This is a genomic window from Limosilactobacillus viscerum, from assembly GCF_947387525.1.
In the GTDB taxonomy this organism is placed as follows: Bacteria; Bacillota; Bacilli; order Lactobacillales; family Lactobacillaceae; genus Limosilactobacillus; species Limosilactobacillus viscerum.
This window is the reverse complement of sequence record NZ_CANDNW010000023.1, coordinates 1-17374: the sequence shown is the minus strand read 5'-3', so window position 1 is coordinate 17374 and position 17374 is coordinate 1. Positions and strand designations below refer to the sequence as shown.

Sequence of the window (17374 nt, the reverse complement as noted above, 5' to 3'; positions counted from 1 at the left end):
CTTAAATCGTAGCTAACGGCTGTTTGCTGCTTGGCTTAGGAAATTCCTTTGCCAATATCTTTAGTTCGTCGTTAGTGAACTCAATCTCACCGGCTTCCCAATTAGCAATTGCGTGGTCGACGCTACTGCTCTTGGGGATGGTTAAGACGTTACCATTTCGAATGGTCCACGCCAACATTACCTGGTAAATTGTTGCCTGGTGGTTAGCGGCAAGCTCCTTGAGTAGTTGATTATCCGTTAACTTACCAGAAATAGTGTCTCCTTGTGCAAGCGGGGAATAAGCAATTAGTGGCAGGCGGTGGTCAGCCATCATTGGTAAAAGGTCATATTCAATCCCGCGTTCATCAAGGTTATAGAGGTCCTGGTTAGCAACGCAATGGTCGCCACTAGGAAGCGACCACATTTCTTGAAGGTCGCTAACATCAAAATTCGATACGCCCCAGGACTTGATCTTACCCTTTGCAACCATCTTTTCCATTTCATTAATGGTTTCTGCCAGTGGGACTGGGCCACGCCAGTGCAAGAGGTAAAGGTCAAAATAATCGGTTCCAACGTTATCAAGACTACGGTCCAAACTGTGTTCAAGTTGTTTGGCACTGGCGTTAGTGGGGAGCACCTTGTCGATAATAAACAGGTTATCGCGTTGGTAACCGTTAATTGCTTCGCGTGCTACCCGCTCGGCTTTACCGTTGCCATACATTTCAGCGGTATCAATTACCCGTGCACCGCGGTCAATTCCTGCTCGAATTGCGTTGACTTCATCATTTAGCTTTGCAGGATCATCACCGATGTTCCAGGTACCAATTCCAACAGCTGGTAACTGAACCCCATTGATTTGAACTGACTTCATTTAATCACCCACTAATTATTTTGAACAACAACCTTGGTCCCCGTTGGCATATTCATCATCCACTTCGAATCAGGAACTGATAGACGGATGCAGCCGTGAGAAGCAGTGCTCTTGCCTAGCTTCTTTGCTTCTGACTGAATGTAGTGGCCATCCTTATCCGTTGGTACACTGTGGAAGAGGTAGGATCCGTTGTCGTGCCATGAGACGTAGTTGTTGGCACCACACTTAACGGAGGCATTGTAGAAGCTATTGCCCCGGTCATCTTGAATTGCGTAGGTCCCGGTTGGCGTAGCACTAACACGCTTGCCATCCTTGTTTTCGTACTTTCCGGCACTGCAGTACATCGTGTAGACGGTCTTCTTTCCATCCATGATGTATACCCGGTTCTTGGCGATGCTGACCTTAATCCACGGGTCGCTTAGCTTTTTGACATCCGGGTAGGGGATGGTTTCTGAGGACTTCATGTAGTTAATTGGCGTCCGCATATGTGAGTCAGCACTGGCAAGGCTAGTGTTAACTACCAACATTAGTAAAACCGTCGTGACTAATAGTAGTAACTTTTTAAATGTGCTCATTATGTAACCTTCTTAGTTTAAAATAATCATTCCTATTTTAGCACAGCTTGCAATATTTACTACGTATGATAAAAAAATCATATGTAGTAAATATTTTAAATTTATTTTTGGTGGAAACTAATAAATATCCGGCTCCTGAATCCGTTGGGCGAGTAGCAATTACAACTTTGGTCAATATTAGTCAAACAAAAATTAGCACTTTAACGGTGAGAGCGCTAAAAAAGTCTTGCAACTTGAAGCAAGGTGATTAAGATAGAAAGTGTAAGCAAGGTATGAGAAAGGATGATTCGATATATGGCTAATGAAATTCAACGTCGTAACAACTTATTTGATAACTTGATGAACATGCGTGATTGGATGAATGATGATTTCTTCTCTGACCTTACCCCAGTGGCAGATCACATGAAGACTGATGTAGCAGAAAATGACAAGGGCTACACGGTTAAGATTGATATGCCAGGGTTTGATAAGAAGGATATTCATATCAACTACGCAAACAACATTTTGTTAGTAACTGGTCACCGTGACACATTTGCTGACGAGAGTGATCAGAAAGGCAATGTGCTTCATTCTGAACGTCGGTACGGTCAGATGAGTCGGCAATACCGTTTGCCTGATGTTGACCGTGGCGCTGTTAAGGCCCAATATGAAAATGGTGTTCTAACCCTTGACCTGCCAAAACTCCAGGCTAACGATGAAAGTGACACCCGGATCGATATTGACTAGTTAAAGAAGGAAAAAACAAAAGAGTGAGAAGAAACGTGATGGTTTCTTCCCACTCTTTGTTTTTACAGTAATCGCAAGGCTAAGCCAGGATTCTGGATTCTAAAATGCTTGGATGATATGAGTGATCCCGAATACGAGGAGGACAACTGATACCAGCCAGACGATTGTTAAGGCAGAAAGCATTGGGCTGAAGAATAAGATTACCCCCAGGATAATACTTAGAACCCCAAGAATAACTAGCCAGGTAGCATAGCCACGGTGGAATGCCCGGAAGAATTTAGCTGCCTTAATTTGCATAATGGCATCAATGATAAACCAGATAGCAAACAGGATTGCAAGGTAGAGGATTCCCCAGTTGGGAGCAACTAGGACAATCACCCCTAAGACAATATCAAGAACCGCTGCGAAAATAAACCAACCGGAGCGTTCATTTAGGGTTGCACCGATAAATTTCCGGAACCACAACTCGTAGATTCCCCGGAGAATAAAGGAAATGCCGACCAGGATAGACAGAAAGTGGAGTGTCTTATCCGGATGCATGAAGGAAGCAATCCCAGCAATCACAAATAGAATTCCGACAACAAGACTAAACCAGTCAAAGCTTTTTTGTCGTGTATTGAACATAAAAAATAATACCTCTTTCCTAGAATTAACCTTTTCATCATAAGCTAAATAACATTGGAAGACAAATTTCTAAGGCAAAATTCTGTTATTAGAAAAATAAACCCCAGCTGGCTGAACCATAAACAAACGCTGATTCATTTGCACTAGATCGGTTACCCAGCTAGGGTTTGAAACTTTTCAGTCTCAGGCATGATTAAATGTGTTCCTTGATACCGTGGGGGAAATCCTTATCAATTTCCTTTAAGATTGGCAGCAGGGAGTTAACGTAACGGTGGTAGGCCTCAATTGGTTCCAGGTCCTTGCCGTTTGCTTGAAGCATTGCAATGGCGATGTCATGTGCCCGTTGTTCATTTGAAATCATTTCTGTCACCTCACTTCACTTAGTTTAACAGACTTTGCGGTCATTTGAGACATAGATGAGTAATTAATCGGTGCAAAATAGTCTTATCCAGGAGGTACATAACAGCAAAACCAATAATCGCGCCAATAGTATTGGTGATTAAATCATCGATATCAGCTAGGCGACCAAGGTTGATGAGGAGGTCCCAGATAAACTGGTTTGCTTCGATAAAGAGACTAAGGGCAAAAGAATAAAGGATTACTTTTTGCCAGGAGCGATGCCGGTTAAAAAGGTACAAGAAAACGCCCCATGGGAAGGTCATGATAATGTTTAAGAAAAACTCTGGACTAATTCCCTGGAACGGGATGGCATTATAAGGGGTCCCAGCAAAATAAAAAAGCTGCTTATGTGCTGAGGCAACGCTGAAGAGTGTTGGTGTCAAACAGAGCACCAGGATTGCCGTAAGATAAATAAAGGTCGCGACAAGGGTTACCCGCTGTCCAGTCAGTCGGTATCGTTGCCAACTGTGCCACAATAAGTAGCAATTAATTAAGAAGTAAATTATAAACGGTAGCCAGTGAAGCATCTTTTCTCCTTCAATGTGCAATTTTTCAAATATGGTATACAATAGAGACTCACAATTTGCTTTGCAAACTAGTAACTAGGTTAACCGTTACAAGTAAGCGATGCAACACTTTAGGAGAATTATGTAAATATGAATAAGCAACAGCAGATGAAACGAAGCCTTAAGAGTCGTCACATCCAGTTGATGGCCCTCGGGGGGACGATTGGGACCGGACTATTTCTTGGCGCCGGGAAGGCAATTCGGGCTGCTGGGCCGGCAATACTACTTGCCTACCTGATTACCGGGATTGTCTGCTTCGGTATCATGCGTGCACTTGGTGAGTTGCTGATGTCCAACTTGCAATACCGTTCATTTATGGAAGCAATTCGTGACTACCTCGGCAACCGCATTAGTTTTATTACTGGCTGGGCATACTGGGCCTGTTGGTTGGCACTAGCAATGGCGGAGATTACTGCCATTGGGCTCTATATCCAGATCTGGTTACCGAACGTGCCGCAATGGGTACCAGGATTAATTACCCTGGTTATTTTCCTGTGCCTGAACCTGATCACGGTAAACGTTTTTGGTGAAATTGAATTTTGGTTCGCGATGATTAAGGTGGTCGCAATTTTGATTTTAATTGCGGTCGGTATTTTGATGATGATCATTCAGTTTAAATCGCAGGGCGGGTATGTTGCGTCACCACGCAATTTAATTGCCTACCATGGTTTCTTTGCCACCGGCTTTAAGGGCTTTGCGATGTCCTTTCAAATGGTTGTCTTTGCTTTTGTCGGAATTGAAATGGTGGGGGTAACGGCGGCAGAAGCCGAAAATCCGCAAAAGGTTATCCCTAAAGCAATTAATGGAATTCCCATACGGATCTTGCTTTTCTATATTGGCGCCCTTGCGGTAATTATGTGTATTTATCCGTGGAACCGGCTATCACCAACGAATAGTCCCTTCGTACTGGTCTTTCGGGATGCCGGCTTACGGAGTGCGGCAAGTATCGTTAACTTTATTGTTATTACTGCTGCCGCTTCGGCCTGCAATAGTTCCATTTATACCACGGGACGGATGTTAGCCGAACTGACCTCGGATGCGCGGCGGCCAGGAATTCAACGCATTTCGCACTTGTCTAAACGGCACGTTCCAGCGCTGGCAGTTGTTATCTCTTCGATTGTGATCGGGATCGCGGCCTTTCTCAATTTTGTAATGCCCGGCGCTGTTTTCACGCTGGTTTCAAGTATTGCCACGACCAGCTTCTTGTTTATTTGGGCAGCCATCATCGGTGCGCACTTACGCTTTATTAAACTGCATCCGGATGAACGGCCATTTAAGATGCCGGGTGCACCATTTACTGACTATCTGGTACTAGCATTCTTAATGTTCGTGTTGGTCGTCCTTTGCCTGGATAAGCAAACGTTGGTAGCCTTAATTTTGACCCTCGTTTGGTTTGCCTTCTTGACCGTAATATCACTGACTAGACGGGAATAATATTAAAAAAAGAGGAGCTGTGACACAACCCTGGTTAGGGCCTGCGACACGAAGTTAGCCTATTTGGTATGGCTAGTATAGGATGATCGTTAGCACGGAACGGGCTAGCGATTGTCCGTAGCTAGACACTAAGGCCCTGGGTTGGGTCACGCGATATCTCTGTAATATTCGTAGCTAAAAACAGGGACTGTGGCAAAATTTAGTTTTGTCACAGTCCCTTCTTTATTATCGATTCAAATGTAGTTTTCGTTGACAATCCGGGCATAGTCCGTGGACTTCAATGTTATTGCCAGTTACTAGGTAATGGGTCTTCTTCCTGGTCATCACCGCCATTTCCTTAGTAATTTCAGAAAAATGTTCATCGAAGACATCGGTGATCTTACCGCAGTTATCACAGACAACGTGGTAGTGAGGGTGGCCAAAGTAGTCATAGTGCGTACTGCCATCCCCATTCTTAAGCTCAATCACTAGGTTGTAATCCACAAAGAGCTTTAGTGTATTGTAGACGGTCGCCATGCTAATGTTATCAACGTTACCCTTAAGGTCGTTATAGATCATTTCGACACTTGGGTGTGTATGGTGGTTAATGAGGTATTCCAAAATAGTCTTCCGCTGCGGGGTAAGACGAACTTTGTGATTGTGTAACAGGTCTAGTGCCCGGTCAAGTTCAGCCTCTGCCATGAACAGATCTCCTTTCTTCTTTATAATTGTTTTAATCTAACAATATTATATCATTTACAACTGTATATTCAAACATTATAATAATTGATGGTTAAATAATAACTGTTCTAAAAAGGGAGAGAGTTAAATGGAGAAGAGCATCGACCAGAATGGCCGTTCATATAGCCGTTTTTGGTTTATTTTTACCTTGTTAGTTGGGACTTTTACAATGTCGATTAGCCAGTCGTCGCTCTCAACGGCTTATCCGACCTTGATGCAAAGCTTTGGCATTTCCGCAGATACCGTTCAGTGGCTAACAACTGGTTTTATGCTAGTAATGTGTGTCAGCATGCCAATTAGTCCGTGGATGCTGAATAATCTTAATTTCAAGACTATGTTTGTTGGTGCCCTGGCCTTATTTGATATTGGGTCGCTAATGATTATCCTGACACCAGCCGGATGGGGAATTAATGGTTTCTGGTTCATGATGATTGGCCGGGCGATGGAAGCCTTTGCTGTTGGCGTTTTGTTCCCATCTTACCAGTCAGTTTTGCTGGCAATTACGCCGAAGGATAACCGGGGAACAACCATGGGGATCGCTGGTTTAGTGATGGGATCTGCATTGGCTTGTGGGCCAATCGTTTCCGGAATTATCCTTAAATTCTTTGATTGGAAGAGCCTCTTTGTCTTCTTTATGATCATCATTACCTTAATTATTATTTTGGCAATGACCGGCTTAATTCGTGATGTAATGCCCCGGCATGAGATCTCGCTTGATTGGTTATCAGTGATCCTGTTGATCGGTTTGATCGGGATTATGTACGTGGTCAACCTGGCGGCAAAGAAGAATGTTGATTGGACAACCAATGGTATTATTTTGGTAATCAGCGTTCTCGCAATTATTTGGTTCTGCCACCGGCAATTAAATATTGCTGAACCACTCCTTGAATTACGGGTACTGAAGACGTTTAATTATGACCTTGCAGTCCTGTTAACGTCGATTTCTTACATCGCACTGATTGTTACGACAATCATCTTCCCATTGTATTACCAAGGAGTTCTGCATGTCAGTCCGTTTGTTTCAGGAATGTCACTGGTACCAGGGGCGGTGTTCTTAAGCATCCTTAACCCGCTGACTGGTAAGCTGGCCGATAAGATTGGCTTTAAGCCGACAATGTTAGTTGGGATGGTGATGATCATCTGTGGATGGTCAATCGGTCTACTGATGCTGAGCCACCTGAGTTTGCTCGCAATGATCCTTTGCGCGATGGTAATTGAAGGTGGAAATGCCTTCGTGATGATGCCAGCTGTTACCCTCGGTGCTAACTCATTGCCAAACGAGTTGGTTTCTCACGGGACCGCCGTTATTACTACTGTTCGTCAGATCCTAGGTTCAGCAGGGGTTGCAGTGGCAACAATTGTATTAACTGCTGGAACTGCACATGCATTAAATGCCGGTAGCAAACAGTTGCTCGCCTCACTTCATGGTTACCACCTGGTATTCACGATGATGATCGTGATTGAAGTGATTGGTTTGGTACTAGCATTGATGCTGAAAAATACCAAGAAGCAAAGTGCATAAGTTAAACGGCACCGTATTTAAATAATAACTGTGTCACCATTTGTGATTTAATAGGTCACAGATGGTGACATTTTTTTAATGGAGGGGATGGATTATGGCAACGATTAGGCCGGACTGGGCAGAAAGCTCAGCGTTAATGAAGGATTACTATGACCACCTATGGGGATTTCCCGTTCATGATGACCGCTTCTTATTTGAGATGTTGTCGCTTGAACTATTTCAGGCGGGACTTTCCTGGGAAATAATTTGGAAACGACGGAATGCATTTGAACGAGCATTTGATCATTTTGATATTGACCAGGTTGCTGCATATAGTCAAAAGGATGTAGAGCGGTTAATGGCGGATGAAGGGATAATTCGCAACCAATTGAAAATTAAAGCGGTAATTAATAACGCGCGGGTTGTTAAGCAGTTAGCAGCAGGTGGTCAGAGCTTTGATGACTATGTATGGTCCTTTGTTGACCACCAAGTGCAGCGATACGAATTAAAACCTGGTGAGGCACTTCCCGCCCAAACGATACTTTCCCGGGAAATATCCCGAAAGATGAAAAAAGATGGCTTCAAGTTTGTTGGACCAACAATTATTTATTCTTACCTAACAGCCGTTGGGTTGGTTAATGCCCGGTGCTAATTGATTATTGATCTTACTTTGTGATAGTATTGACCTTGTTATAAAGCAAATTCCCGATAGGATTCACATTTCTTGTGAAGATGCCTTGTAACCGCAACTACAAAACGATTTTAAGTTTCGACTAGAATATGGGGGAATATAAAATGACAGGAAAACACCTATTTACATCAGAATCAGTTTCCGAAGGGCACCCAGATAAGATTGCGGACCAAATTAGTGACGCAATTTTGGATGCACTGCTGGCAAAGGACCCGGACTCACGGGTTGCCGTTGAAACGTCTGTTACCACCGGTTTGGTATTAGTCTTCGGTGAAGTATCAACGAAGGCATATGTCAACATCCAAAAGGTAGTCCGTGATACTATTCGGCGGATTGGCTACACCGATGGAAAGTATGGCTTTGATGCGGATAACTGTGCGGTAATCACTGCCTTGGACGAACAATCAAGTGATATTGCTCAAGGGGTTGATGACTCCCTTGAAACCCGTGAAGGTGGCGATGACCCACTTGATAAGATTGGTGCCGGTGACCAAGGATTAATGTTTGGTTACGCTACTGATGAAACGCCAGAATACATGCCATTAACCTTGATGCTTAGCCACAAGCTGATGCAACGGATTGCTAAGCTCCGTAAAGAAGGAGCAATTTCTTACCTGCGGCCAGATGCTAAGGCAGAAGTTACCGTTGAATATGATGAGAATGATAATCCACTGCGGGTTGATACCGTTGTTTTAAGTACTCAACATGATCCTGATGCAACCCTTGACCAAATCCGGAAGGACGTCAAGGAACAAGTCATTAAGCCTGTCATTCCTGCTGAATTGCTTGACGATAAGACAAAGTACTTTATCAACCCAACTGGCCGGTTCGTAATCGGTGGTCCCCAGGGGGATGCTGGTTTAACTGGTCGGAAGATTATCGTTGATACTTATGGTGGTGTTGCTCACCATGGTGGTGGTGCCTTCTCTGGTAAGGATGCTACTAAGGTGGACCGTTCCGCTAGCTATGCTGCTCGGTACATTGCTAAGAACTTGGTTGCTGCTGGTTACGCCAAGAAGTTGGAAATCCAAGTTGCTTATGCAATTGGGGTGGCAGAGCCAGTTTCAATTAGTATCAACACCTTTGGTACTGGTACCAAGAGTGAAGAAGAATTAATTGCTGCTGTTCGGAAGGTGTTTGACTTGCGGCCAGCCGGCATCATTAAGATGCTGGACTTGAAACGGCCAATTTATGAACAAACAGCTGCTTACGGTCACTTTGGCCGGACTGATGTTGACTTGCCATGGGAACACCTGGACAAGGTTGACGAACTCAAGAAGATTTTGGGTTAATTATTAATCTTCCTTGCAAATTACGGGGGAGGACGTTAGAATACTATTAACATTTTGATCGTGATAGAAGTAGTAGTTAGTTACTAGGTCGTCAGAGACCCGCTGGTGCTGTGAAGCGGGGAGTAGCAACTAATGAACTCGTCTTGAAAGATTGCTGCTGAATATTAGTAGGCAGTGACGTTTGACCGCGTTAAGGCCCTAAGTGCTATGGCAATCCATAGAAAACGGGTGGTACCGCGGATTAGTTTTCGTCTCGTAGAAGTTGAAGGACTTCTGCGGGGCTTTTTTATTACGATCAAGAAAGACAAGAAAAGGAGCAATAATATGGCTTACGATCACACAACGATTGAAAAAAAGTGGCAAAAGTTCTGGAAGAAGAACAAGACCTTTAAGGCTGATATTAACAAGGACCAGAAGAAGTACTATGCCCTAGATATGTTCCCATACCCATCAGGTCAAGGACTTCACGTTGGTCACCCCGAAGGTTATACCGCAACTGATGTAATGTCCCGGATGAAGCGGATGCAGGGCTACAACGTGCTGCACCCAATGGGCTGGGATGCATTTGGTTTGCCAGCAGAACAGTATGCTTTGAAGACTGGTCACAACCCAAAGAGCTTTACTAATAAGAACATTGACCACTTCCGCGACCAAATTCAATCACTTGGCTTCTCTTATGATTGGGACCGGGAAGTAAACACGACGGACCCAGAATACTACAAGTGGACACAATGGATTTTTGAACAGCTTTACAAGAAGGGCCTTGCATACGAAAGTGAAATCATGGTTAACTGGGCACCTGACTTCATGGGCGGTACCGTTGTGGCTAACGAAGAAGTTGAAGACGGTAAGACCAAGCGTGGTGGTTACCCTGTTTACCGGAAGCCAATGAAGCAGTGGGTCTTACGGATCACTGCCTACGCTGACCGCTTAATTAAGGACCTCGACCTGGTTGACTGGCCAGAAAGCGTTAAGGAAATGCAACGGAACTGGATTGGCCGTTCTGAGGGTGCATCCGTCTTCTTCCCAGTTGCCGGTGATGAAGATACGAAGATTGAAGTCTTTACAACCCGTGCTGACACCTTATTTGGCGCTTCCTATGTTGTTTTGGCACCAGAACAAGAACTGGTTGACCAGTTGACAACTCCTGAACACAAGGATGAAGTTGCTAAGTACAAGAAAGAAGCTTCTCGTCGTTCAGACCTTGAACGGACCGACTTGAATAAGGAAAAGACAGGTGTCTTCACTGGTTCTTACGTTATCAACCCGGTTAACGGCGAAAAGCTGCCAATCTGGATCAGTGACTATGTCTTAGCTTCATACGGTACTGGTTGCGTCATGGCGGTTCCATCAGGCGACCAACGTGACTATGACTTTGCCAAGAAGTTTGACCTGCCAATCAAGCCAATCATTGAGGGCGCTGACCTTTCTGAGGGTGCTTTTGATGGTGATGGTAAGCATATTAATTCTGGCTTCCTAGATGGATTAAACATTAAGGACGCCAAGGCAAAGATGATCGACTGGCTGGAAGAACATGACGCAGGTCACAAGAAGGTTAACTACCGTCTTCGTGACTGGATCTTCAGTCGGCAACGTTACTGGGGTGAACCAATTCCGGTTATTCACTGGGATGATGGTCGGACTACCCTGGTACCAGAGGATGAACTGCCACTGAAGCTGCCAGATACTGATAACATCGAACCATCTGGTACCGGAGAAAGTCCATTAGCTAATGTTAAGGACTGGGTCAACGTTTATGATGACCAGGGCCGGCATGGTTTGCGTGAAACAAACACGATGCCACAATGGGCCGGTTCTTCATGGTACTGGCTTCGTTACACTGACCCACACAACAGTAAGGAATTTGCTTCCAAGGAAGCTCTTGATTACTGGTCACCAGTTGACCTTTATGTTGGTGGTGCCGAACACGCCGTACTGCACTTGCTGTACGCCCGGTTCTGGCACAAGGTTCTTTATGACCTCGGCTTAGTACCAACGAAGGAACCATTCATGAAGTTGGTTAACCAGGGGATGATTCTTGGTTCTAACCACGAAAAGATGTCCAAGTCCAAGGGAAACGTTGTTAACCCTGATGATATCGTTGACAAGTATGGTGCTGATACCCTGCGCCTTTACGAAATGTTTATGGGCCCACTGACTGAATCCGTTCCGTGGGATGAAGAAGGTCTGCACGGTTCATACAAGTGGATTCAACGGGTATGGCGTTTAATGATGGATGATAATAATCACCTCCGTGACCGGATTTCTAACTTTAATGATGGTAAGCTGACGAAAGTTTACAACCAAACGGTTAAGAAGGTAACTGAAGACTATGAGCGGATGCACTTTAATACTGCTATTTCGCAACTGATGGTCTTTGTTAACGAAGCTTACAAGGCTGATGATTTGCCGGCAGAATACATGCAAGGCTTTGTTAAGATGATTTCACCAATCATGCCGCACGTGGCCGAAGAATTATGGAGCCAGTTTGGAATTAGTGATACGATTACTTACCAACCATGGCCAAAGTACGACCCACAAGCATTGGTTGAAAATGAAGTTGAAATGATCTTACAGGTTAATGGTAAGGTCCGGGCCAAGGTAAAGATGGCTAAGGATACTTCAAAAGAAGAAGCAGAAAAGGCCGCATTGGCTAACGAACACGTTAAGAAGTTTACTGACGGTAAGGACATCAAGAAGGTAATTGTTATTCCAAACAAGATCGTAAACATCGTGGCAAAGTAAGCGTAGGAAGGCTACACTGCAATTAAAGAAACAAGGGCCCATGACTCAGTTTTATCACGGGCCCTTGTTTTAGTTTCTAATATTACAGAAGAGAATTTCGTATGCCACAACTCAGGGTTCTAATAGTGAGAGGAAAAATAATGGAAATAGTATCATATCCAGCATTGTTTACACCAAAGGATGGCCAAGTCCTGGTTGACTTTCCCGATTTACCAGAAGCGTTTACCCAGGGAAAAAATATGGCTGACGCAATGGATTTTGCAAAGTTAGGACTGGCAATTACGGTCAATGACAAGTTAGGGCACTTTGAAAAGGCGCCACAAGCAAGTAAACTGGCAGAGGTCCAGGCAGCACATCCTGGTGTGACAGTTAAGATGGTAACGGTAGACCTTGACCAGTACTAGCCTTAAGTAAAAATTAAGAACTAGAAAAGAAATTGCTTCGTCCTTCTTTTCACGATAGAATAAATAAGATTGTTTATTTTTAAAAAAGGCAGGAAATAATGAATCATGAATGAAGAACACACTAATGATTCGCAAACAATTGGTACCAATAAAGACGCTAAATCCAAGATGCTGAGTGGTTCAGCATGGATGACGGTTGGAAGTATCACTTCGCGAATCCTCGGCGCAGTTTATGTTATCCCGTGGGTAACATGGTTTGGTGCGTACAGCAACCAGGCCAATGCCTTGTTTGCTCAAGGGTACAATATTTATAATATCTTCCTGATAATTGCTACGGCTGGTTTACCTTCAGCAATTTCAAAGATGGTTGCCCACTATAATGGGTTGAATGAGTACGGTGTTAGTCGTCGACTGTACTTTTCAAGTATGTACGTTGCCCTGGCGATGGGGGTAGTTTGTGCAACCGTCATGATGTTTGCGTCACCCGGTCTGTCCAATGGTGATGATAATGTTGTTCCCGTTATTCGTTCACTTGCCTGGGCGGTTCTAATTATTCCCGCTCTGGCAATGAGTCGGGGCTTCCTTCAAGGATATAACTGGATGGCACCGTCAGCTATTTCACAGTTTGTTGAACAGGTCTTCCGGGTTATTTACATGCTGGCTGCTACTTACCTGATTATGAAGATCCAAAAGGGTAGCTGGGTAAGTGCGGTTACGCAATCGACCTTTGCCGCCTTTATTGGTGCGATTGGTGCAATCGCAGTCCTTGTTTGGGCCTGGATGAGCCACCGACGGGAGATGCACGACTTAGTAAGCCAAGGTGAAGCTAATCTTCAGGTTTCAACTTCTGAACTAATCATCCGGATGGTTTACCAGTCAATCCCGTTTGTTATTATCGAATCAGGGGTGGCAATTTTTCAGCTAATTGACCAGTTTACTTTCCCCCACATGCTTGATCATGTTGGCCACTTTACGCACTACCAAGAGACTGTCTTGTACGCATTGTTTGCATTTAATGCGAATAAGTTGTTTACAATTATCATTTCGCTAGCTTCAGCAATGGCAGCGACAGTCATCCCGTTACTAGCAACGGCCCGGGCACAAAATGACCAGCTGGGGATGCGAAAGCAAATTGAAAACGTGCTCTTGCTGTTCTACTTTGTGATGATTCCAGCATCATTAGGGTTAGCAGCAGTTGCTCAGCAGGTATACACGGTCTTTTACCGTTACGACCATGCCGGGGTAGTTGTACTTGAGTTTGCGGCATTTGTCTCCATCCCAATGGGCTTATATACGGTTGCTGCAGCCATGATGCAAGGGATTTCGGAAAACCGGCGGATGATGAAATTCCTTGGAATCGGGATTATTATCAAGCTGCTTATCCAGTACCCATGCATTATGTTTGCACAAGGGTTAGGACCACTGCTTGCTACCTGTTTATCAATGTTTGTGATTGATTATATGATTTTACACTCATTTAATATGGAGTTTGGCCTTCACTTTTATGAAATGTCAAAGCCAACTAACCAGATCCTGTGCTTCTCATTAATTATGTTTGCAATCACTAAACTAGTAATGGTTTTGCTTGGCCACCTAGTTAGTCCTTACGGTCGGTTTACTGCTTTCTTTATGGCGGTGATCGGAATTGCGATCGGTGCAGGTGTGTTTGCATTCCTTGCCTTGAAATTCCGCTTGGCTGATGAGATTATCGGCCCACGGTCCAATGGTTTACGACACAAGCTTCATATTTCCTAATACTAAAATAAAGGCCCCTAGGCTAGTTACGAAACTAGCTCAGGGGCCTTTCATATTTACCGTGTTAATTTAAGAAACCAATATGGTGTTCGGTTGGTGCTTGTTCCATCTTCTTCATGAAGGTTGGTAGAGCGCGACTAATCTGGTGTGGCAAAACAATGTACTGGCTTTCAGCAATCTTGTCAGCAATTGCGCTGTGAGCATAAACAGCAGCAAGGGCAGCCTTTTCGGGGTCCTTGCTGAATTCGGCTAAGAAGCCGCCGACCATTCCAGCGAGGGTATCACCCATTCCACCAACCGCTTGAGCAGGAGTACCGATTGGCAGTTGGTAAACTTCATTAGCAGTGTAAATTTCAGTATGGTGTTTCTTCAAAATCACCGTTGCGTTTAATTGGTCACGGACAACACGGTTCTTTTCCTCTGCTTGGTCAGCAATCTTAATTCCGGATAGCCGTTGCCATTCCATTTCATGCGGAGTGTAAAAAACGCTAGCAGATGGTTGGCTAAGTTTTTCACGGGCCATCAGCGTAATTGCAGAGCCGTCAATCACCAGGTTTTGGTCTGGTGAAACATTTGCGAAGACGTTTTTAAGAATATGAAGACTACTTTCGTCATCACCCAAGCCGGGGCCAACCACAACGGTCGTAGCTGCTTTTACCAGGTCAGCAACTTGCTGGTCGTTGTTAAAGTCAGCGAACATTGCTTCAGGGAGTTGGGCATGAAGCGCGCCAGAATTGCTAGGGTCAGTGCAGGTAGTAACCAAACCGGCACCGGCACAAACAGCAGCGGTTGAAGCCATAATAATTGCACCGCCGAAATTACGGTTACCACCAACGAGAGTAACTTTACCATAGGTGCCCTTAAAGCTGTTCGCTGGCCGGGGCTTAATTACGTCATGGAGAATTTGTTCAGTTAATTTTTTCATTTTAAAAACTTCCTTTAGATTTTGAAATCATTACTTTAATGGTATCATTAATTTAGCAAAATGATCAGATGGAGGAATAAGAAATGACAGAATGGTTAAAGGCGGCGCAGAGTCAAGAGAAGGACTACTTGAACGACCTGATTTCACTAATGAAGATCCCCAGTGTAAGGGATGATTCTGCGGCAACCGATGAATACCCGCTTGGCCCGCGGCCAGCACAAGCCCTGAAAGCTTTTTTGGAAATGGCTGACCAGGATGGCTTTAAGACAAAAAATATCGATAACCTCGTTGGCTACGCCGAATGCGGTGAAGGTGACGAAACACTGGCAATCCTTGCCCACCTTGACGTGATGCCTGCGGGAAAGGGCTGGGATACCGACCCATTTGACCCCGTGATTAAGGATGGCAATATCTATGGACGTGGTGCTTCCGATGATAAGGGACCAGGGATGGCAGCTTATTATGCACTGAAGTACTTAAAGGATCAGGGAGTTAAGTTTAACAAACGGGTTCGCTTTATCGTGGGAACAGACGAAGAAAGTAACTGGACGGGGATGCACCGTTACTTCCAAGTTGAACCAGCACCAACACTTGGCTTCTCACCTGATGCCGAATTTCCAGTAATTAATGGTGAAAAAGGTCAAGTTTCCTTGCTCCTTAACGTTCCCGCTACTAATGATGGCGAATACCAGCTAAAGAGTTTTAAAGCGGGACTCCGTTTTAACATGGTTCCCCGTGAAGCAGTTGCTGAGGTAACGGTAAAGGATGCCGAACAAGTCGAAAATGACTTTGCTCGCTTCCTTGATGCAAACCCGGTTACTGGTAGTTATTCGGAGGCTAATGGCAATTTAACCCTGACGGTCGTTGGTAAAGCTGCGCACGGGATGGAACCAGAAAAGGGGATCAATGCTGGAACCTACCTTGCTAATTTCCTTGACCAGTATGAATTTGCCGGTGGCGCCGGAGCTTTTATCCACTTCCTCGGTAAGTACCTGCACCTGGATACTCGGATGAAGAAGTTTGATGGTGAATTTTCCGATCCAGTAATGGGTGAATTAACGATGAATGCGGGGATTCTTAACTTTAATGCAAGTGAAGGTGGCAACATTAATATGAACTTCCGTTTTCCAAGGGGGATTACACCTGACGAACTGGAAACGGTGGTTAAGCGTGTTGCAGACCCACTCCAAATTAGTGTTAAACAAGGGCCGGCGCAGGAACCACACTATGTTGACCCCGATGACCCAATCGTTAAGACGCTGATGGATGCTTACATTCACCAAACTGGCGACCAAGATGCTAAGCCAGAGGTTGTTGGTGGCGGGACGTATGGCCGGCTAATGAAGCGTGGTGTTGCCTTCGGTGCCTTAATGCCAAGTACACCAAACACGATGCACCAAGCAAACGAATTCCAGCCGGTTAATGACCTTATCAAGTCAATGGCGATTTACATGGAAGCCATTAATAACCTGGTAACCGACTAAGCAAGATCATTGAACTGTGATAAAATAAAGTTAAATTAAGTGTGGAGGCGTTTTCTCATGGCTTATCAAAGAATTTTAGTGGGAATTGATGGCTCAAAGCAGTCAGACATGGCCTTTAACAAGGCGGTGGAAGTAGCAAAGCAAAACGATGCTAAGTTATACTTACTGAGTGTTATTAATGGTGAACGGATGCCAAGTGGTGGTCCCAATGGCTTTGGCTTCGTTGACCGGAGTGTTTATAAGCCAGCAGTCGAAACAATGAAAGAAAAACTTGCTGAATACCAACAAAAGGCAAAACAAGTAGGCGTGAAGGAAGTAACGATGGAAGTTGAAGTTGGTAATGCAAAGGTAGAACTGGCCGAGAGCTATCCAGCAAAGAACGATATCGACCTAATTGTAATCGGTGCTACTGGTTTGAACGTGGTTGGCCGGCTGATCGTTGGTTCAACGGCATCTTACACTATTCGAGAAGCGCCTTGTGATGTTACCGTCGTGAAGACCGACCAGAACAATAAGCGGGTTGACCTCAAGAAAAATAGTTATCCAGAAATTTAATTTTAAGATAAATCGCGGTGTTAGTGGGTTTTGGCTGACACCCTTTATTTTTGTTGAGTATTTACAATCTAAGTGCAACAGATTTAAAAAAATAAACCCATAGCGGGTAGAATATGTTTAACGACCAA

General features: G+C 44.5%; 17 protein-coding genes, 1 riboswitch and 1 other annotated feature. Of the genes, 10 read left to right on the top strand and 7 right to left on the bottom strand.

Features of this window, described 5'->3' with window-relative positions; all coding sequences use genetic code 11:
• Position 1 precedes the first annotated feature (1 nt).
• Together QOS07_RS07075 and QOS07_RS07070 are read right to left on the bottom strand one after the other, a co-directional pair.
• Positions 2–850, bottom strand: a complete 849-nt coding sequence (locus QOS07_RS07075) for an aldo/keto reductase (protein ID WP_283588269.1) — start codon at positions 848–850, stop codon at positions 2–4.
• Positions 851–861: 11 nt separating this feature from the next.
• A complete protein-coding gene (locus QOS07_RS07070) occupies positions 862–1425 on the bottom strand; it encodes a L,D-transpeptidase (RefSeq protein WP_283588268.1) in 564 nt (187 codons plus the stop codon).
• Positions 1426–1719: 294 nt separating this feature from the next.
• On the opposite strand from QOS07_RS07070, the gene QOS07_RS07065 reads away from it, so the two are divergent.
• Entirely contained in the window at positions 1720–2151 is a 432-nt protein-coding gene (locus QOS07_RS07065; RefSeq protein ID WP_283588267.1) for an Hsp20/alpha crystallin family protein, read from the top strand.
• A 99-nt stretch (positions 2152–2250) separates the two neighbouring features.
• Here QOS07_RS07065 and QOS07_RS07060 read toward each other — a convergent pair whose 3' ends face one another.
• The 3 genes from QOS07_RS07060 to QOS07_RS07050 form a co-directional block, all read right to left on the bottom strand.
• Entirely contained in the window at positions 2251–2775 is a 525-nt protein-coding gene (locus QOS07_RS07060) for an HdeD family acid-resistance protein (RefSeq protein WP_283588266.1), read from the bottom strand.
• Positions 2776–2968: 193 nt separating this feature from the next.
• Positions 2969–3136, bottom strand: a complete 168-nt coding sequence (locus QOS07_RS07055) for a hypothetical protein (protein WP_283588265.1) — start codon at positions 3134–3136, stop codon at positions 2969–2971.
• Positions 3137–3176: 40 nt separating this feature from the next.
• Complete coding sequence (locus tag QOS07_RS07050; RefSeq protein ID WP_283588264.1) at positions 3177–3743, bottom strand: VanZ family protein; 567 nt, start codon at positions 3741–3743, stop codon at positions 3177–3179.
• An 87-nt stretch (positions 3744–3830) separates the two neighbouring features.
• Here QOS07_RS07050 and QOS07_RS07045 point away from each other — a divergent pair, with 87 nt between their 5' ends.
• Positions 3831–5174, top strand: a complete 1344-nt coding sequence (locus tag QOS07_RS07045; protein ID WP_283588263.1) for an amino acid permease — start codon at positions 3831–3833, stop codon at positions 5172–5174.
• A gap of 225 nt (positions 5175–5399) precedes the next feature.
• On the opposite strand, the gene QOS07_RS07040 is transcribed toward QOS07_RS07045, so the two are convergent.
• Positions 5400–5855 carry a Fur family transcriptional regulator gene (locus QOS07_RS07040; protein ID WP_283588262.1) on the bottom strand — a complete coding sequence of 152 codons (456 nt, stop codon included), beginning with the start codon at positions 5853–5855 and terminating at the stop codon, positions 5400–5402.
• A gap of 127 nt (positions 5856–5982) precedes the next feature.
• On the opposite strand from QOS07_RS07040, the gene QOS07_RS07035 reads away from it, so the two are divergent.
• The 6 genes from QOS07_RS07035 (at position 5983) to QOS07_RS07010 (ending at position 14282) form a co-directional block, all read left to right on the top strand.
• A complete protein-coding gene (locus QOS07_RS07035) occupies positions 5983–7416 on the top strand; it encodes an MFS transporter (RefSeq protein WP_283588261.1) in 1434 nt (477 codons plus the stop codon).
• 94 nt (positions 7417–7510) lie between these two features.
• Positions 7511–8047, top strand: coding sequence for a DNA-3-methyladenine glycosylase I (locus QOS07_RS07030; RefSeq protein WP_283588260.1), 537 nt, complete (start codon positions 7511–7513; stop codon positions 8045–8047).
• A 33-nt stretch (positions 8048–8080) separates the two neighbouring features.
• Positions 8081–8193, top strand: a riboswitch (SMK box riboswitch).
• The gene (gene metK / locus QOS07_RS07025) at positions 8191–9378 is read left to right on the top strand and encodes a methionine adenosyltransferase (RefSeq protein WP_283588259.1); all 1188 of its coding nucleotides are present in this window, start codon (positions 8191–8193) and stop codon (positions 9376–9378) included. (Overlaps the previous riboswitch by 3 nt.)
• A gap of 48 nt (positions 9379–9426) precedes the next feature.
• Positions 9427–9637: a binding site (T-box leader), on the top strand.
• Positions 9638–9702: 65 nt separating this feature from the next.
• The gene (gene leuS, locus QOS07_RS07020; protein WP_283588258.1) at positions 9703–12123 is read left to right on the top strand and encodes a leucine--tRNA ligase; all 2421 of its coding nucleotides are present in this window, start codon (positions 9703–9705) and stop codon (positions 12121–12123) included.
• A 140-nt stretch (positions 12124–12263) separates the two neighbouring features.
• On the top strand, positions 12264–12527 hold the full coding sequence (locus tag QOS07_RS07015) for a type II toxin-antitoxin system HicB family antitoxin (RefSeq protein ID WP_283588257.1): 264 nt from the start codon (positions 12264–12266) through the stop codon (positions 12525–12527).
• A gap of 105 nt (positions 12528–12632) precedes the next feature.
• Positions 12633–14282 (top strand): putative polysaccharide biosynthesis protein, encoded by a 1650-nt coding sequence (locus QOS07_RS07010; RefSeq protein WP_283588256.1) that lies wholly within the window; start codon positions 12633–12635, stop codon positions 14280–14282.
• A 64-nt stretch (positions 14283–14346) separates the two neighbouring features.
• Here the strand turns inward: QOS07_RS07010 and QOS07_RS07005 are convergent, their stop codons facing one another.
• On the bottom strand, positions 14347–15207 hold the full coding sequence (locus QOS07_RS07005) for an NAD(P)H-hydrate dehydratase (protein ID WP_283588255.1): 861 nt from the start codon (positions 15205–15207) through the stop codon (positions 14347–14349).
• Positions 15208–15290: 83 nt separating this feature from the next.
• On the opposite strand from QOS07_RS07005, the gene pepV reads away from it, so the two are divergent.
• Positions 15291–16691: a dipeptidase PepV gene (gene pepV, locus QOS07_RS07000; RefSeq protein WP_283588254.1), complete on the top strand. Its 1401-nt coding sequence runs from the start codon at positions 15291–15293 to the stop codon at positions 16689–16691.
• A 57-nt stretch (positions 16692–16748) separates the two neighbouring features.
• Positions 16749–17246 carry a universal stress protein gene (locus tag QOS07_RS06995; RefSeq protein WP_283588253.1) on the top strand — a complete coding sequence of 166 codons (498 nt, stop codon included), beginning with the start codon at positions 16749–16751 and terminating at the stop codon, positions 17244–17246.
• The last annotated feature ends 128 nt before the right edge of the window (positions 17247–17374 follow it).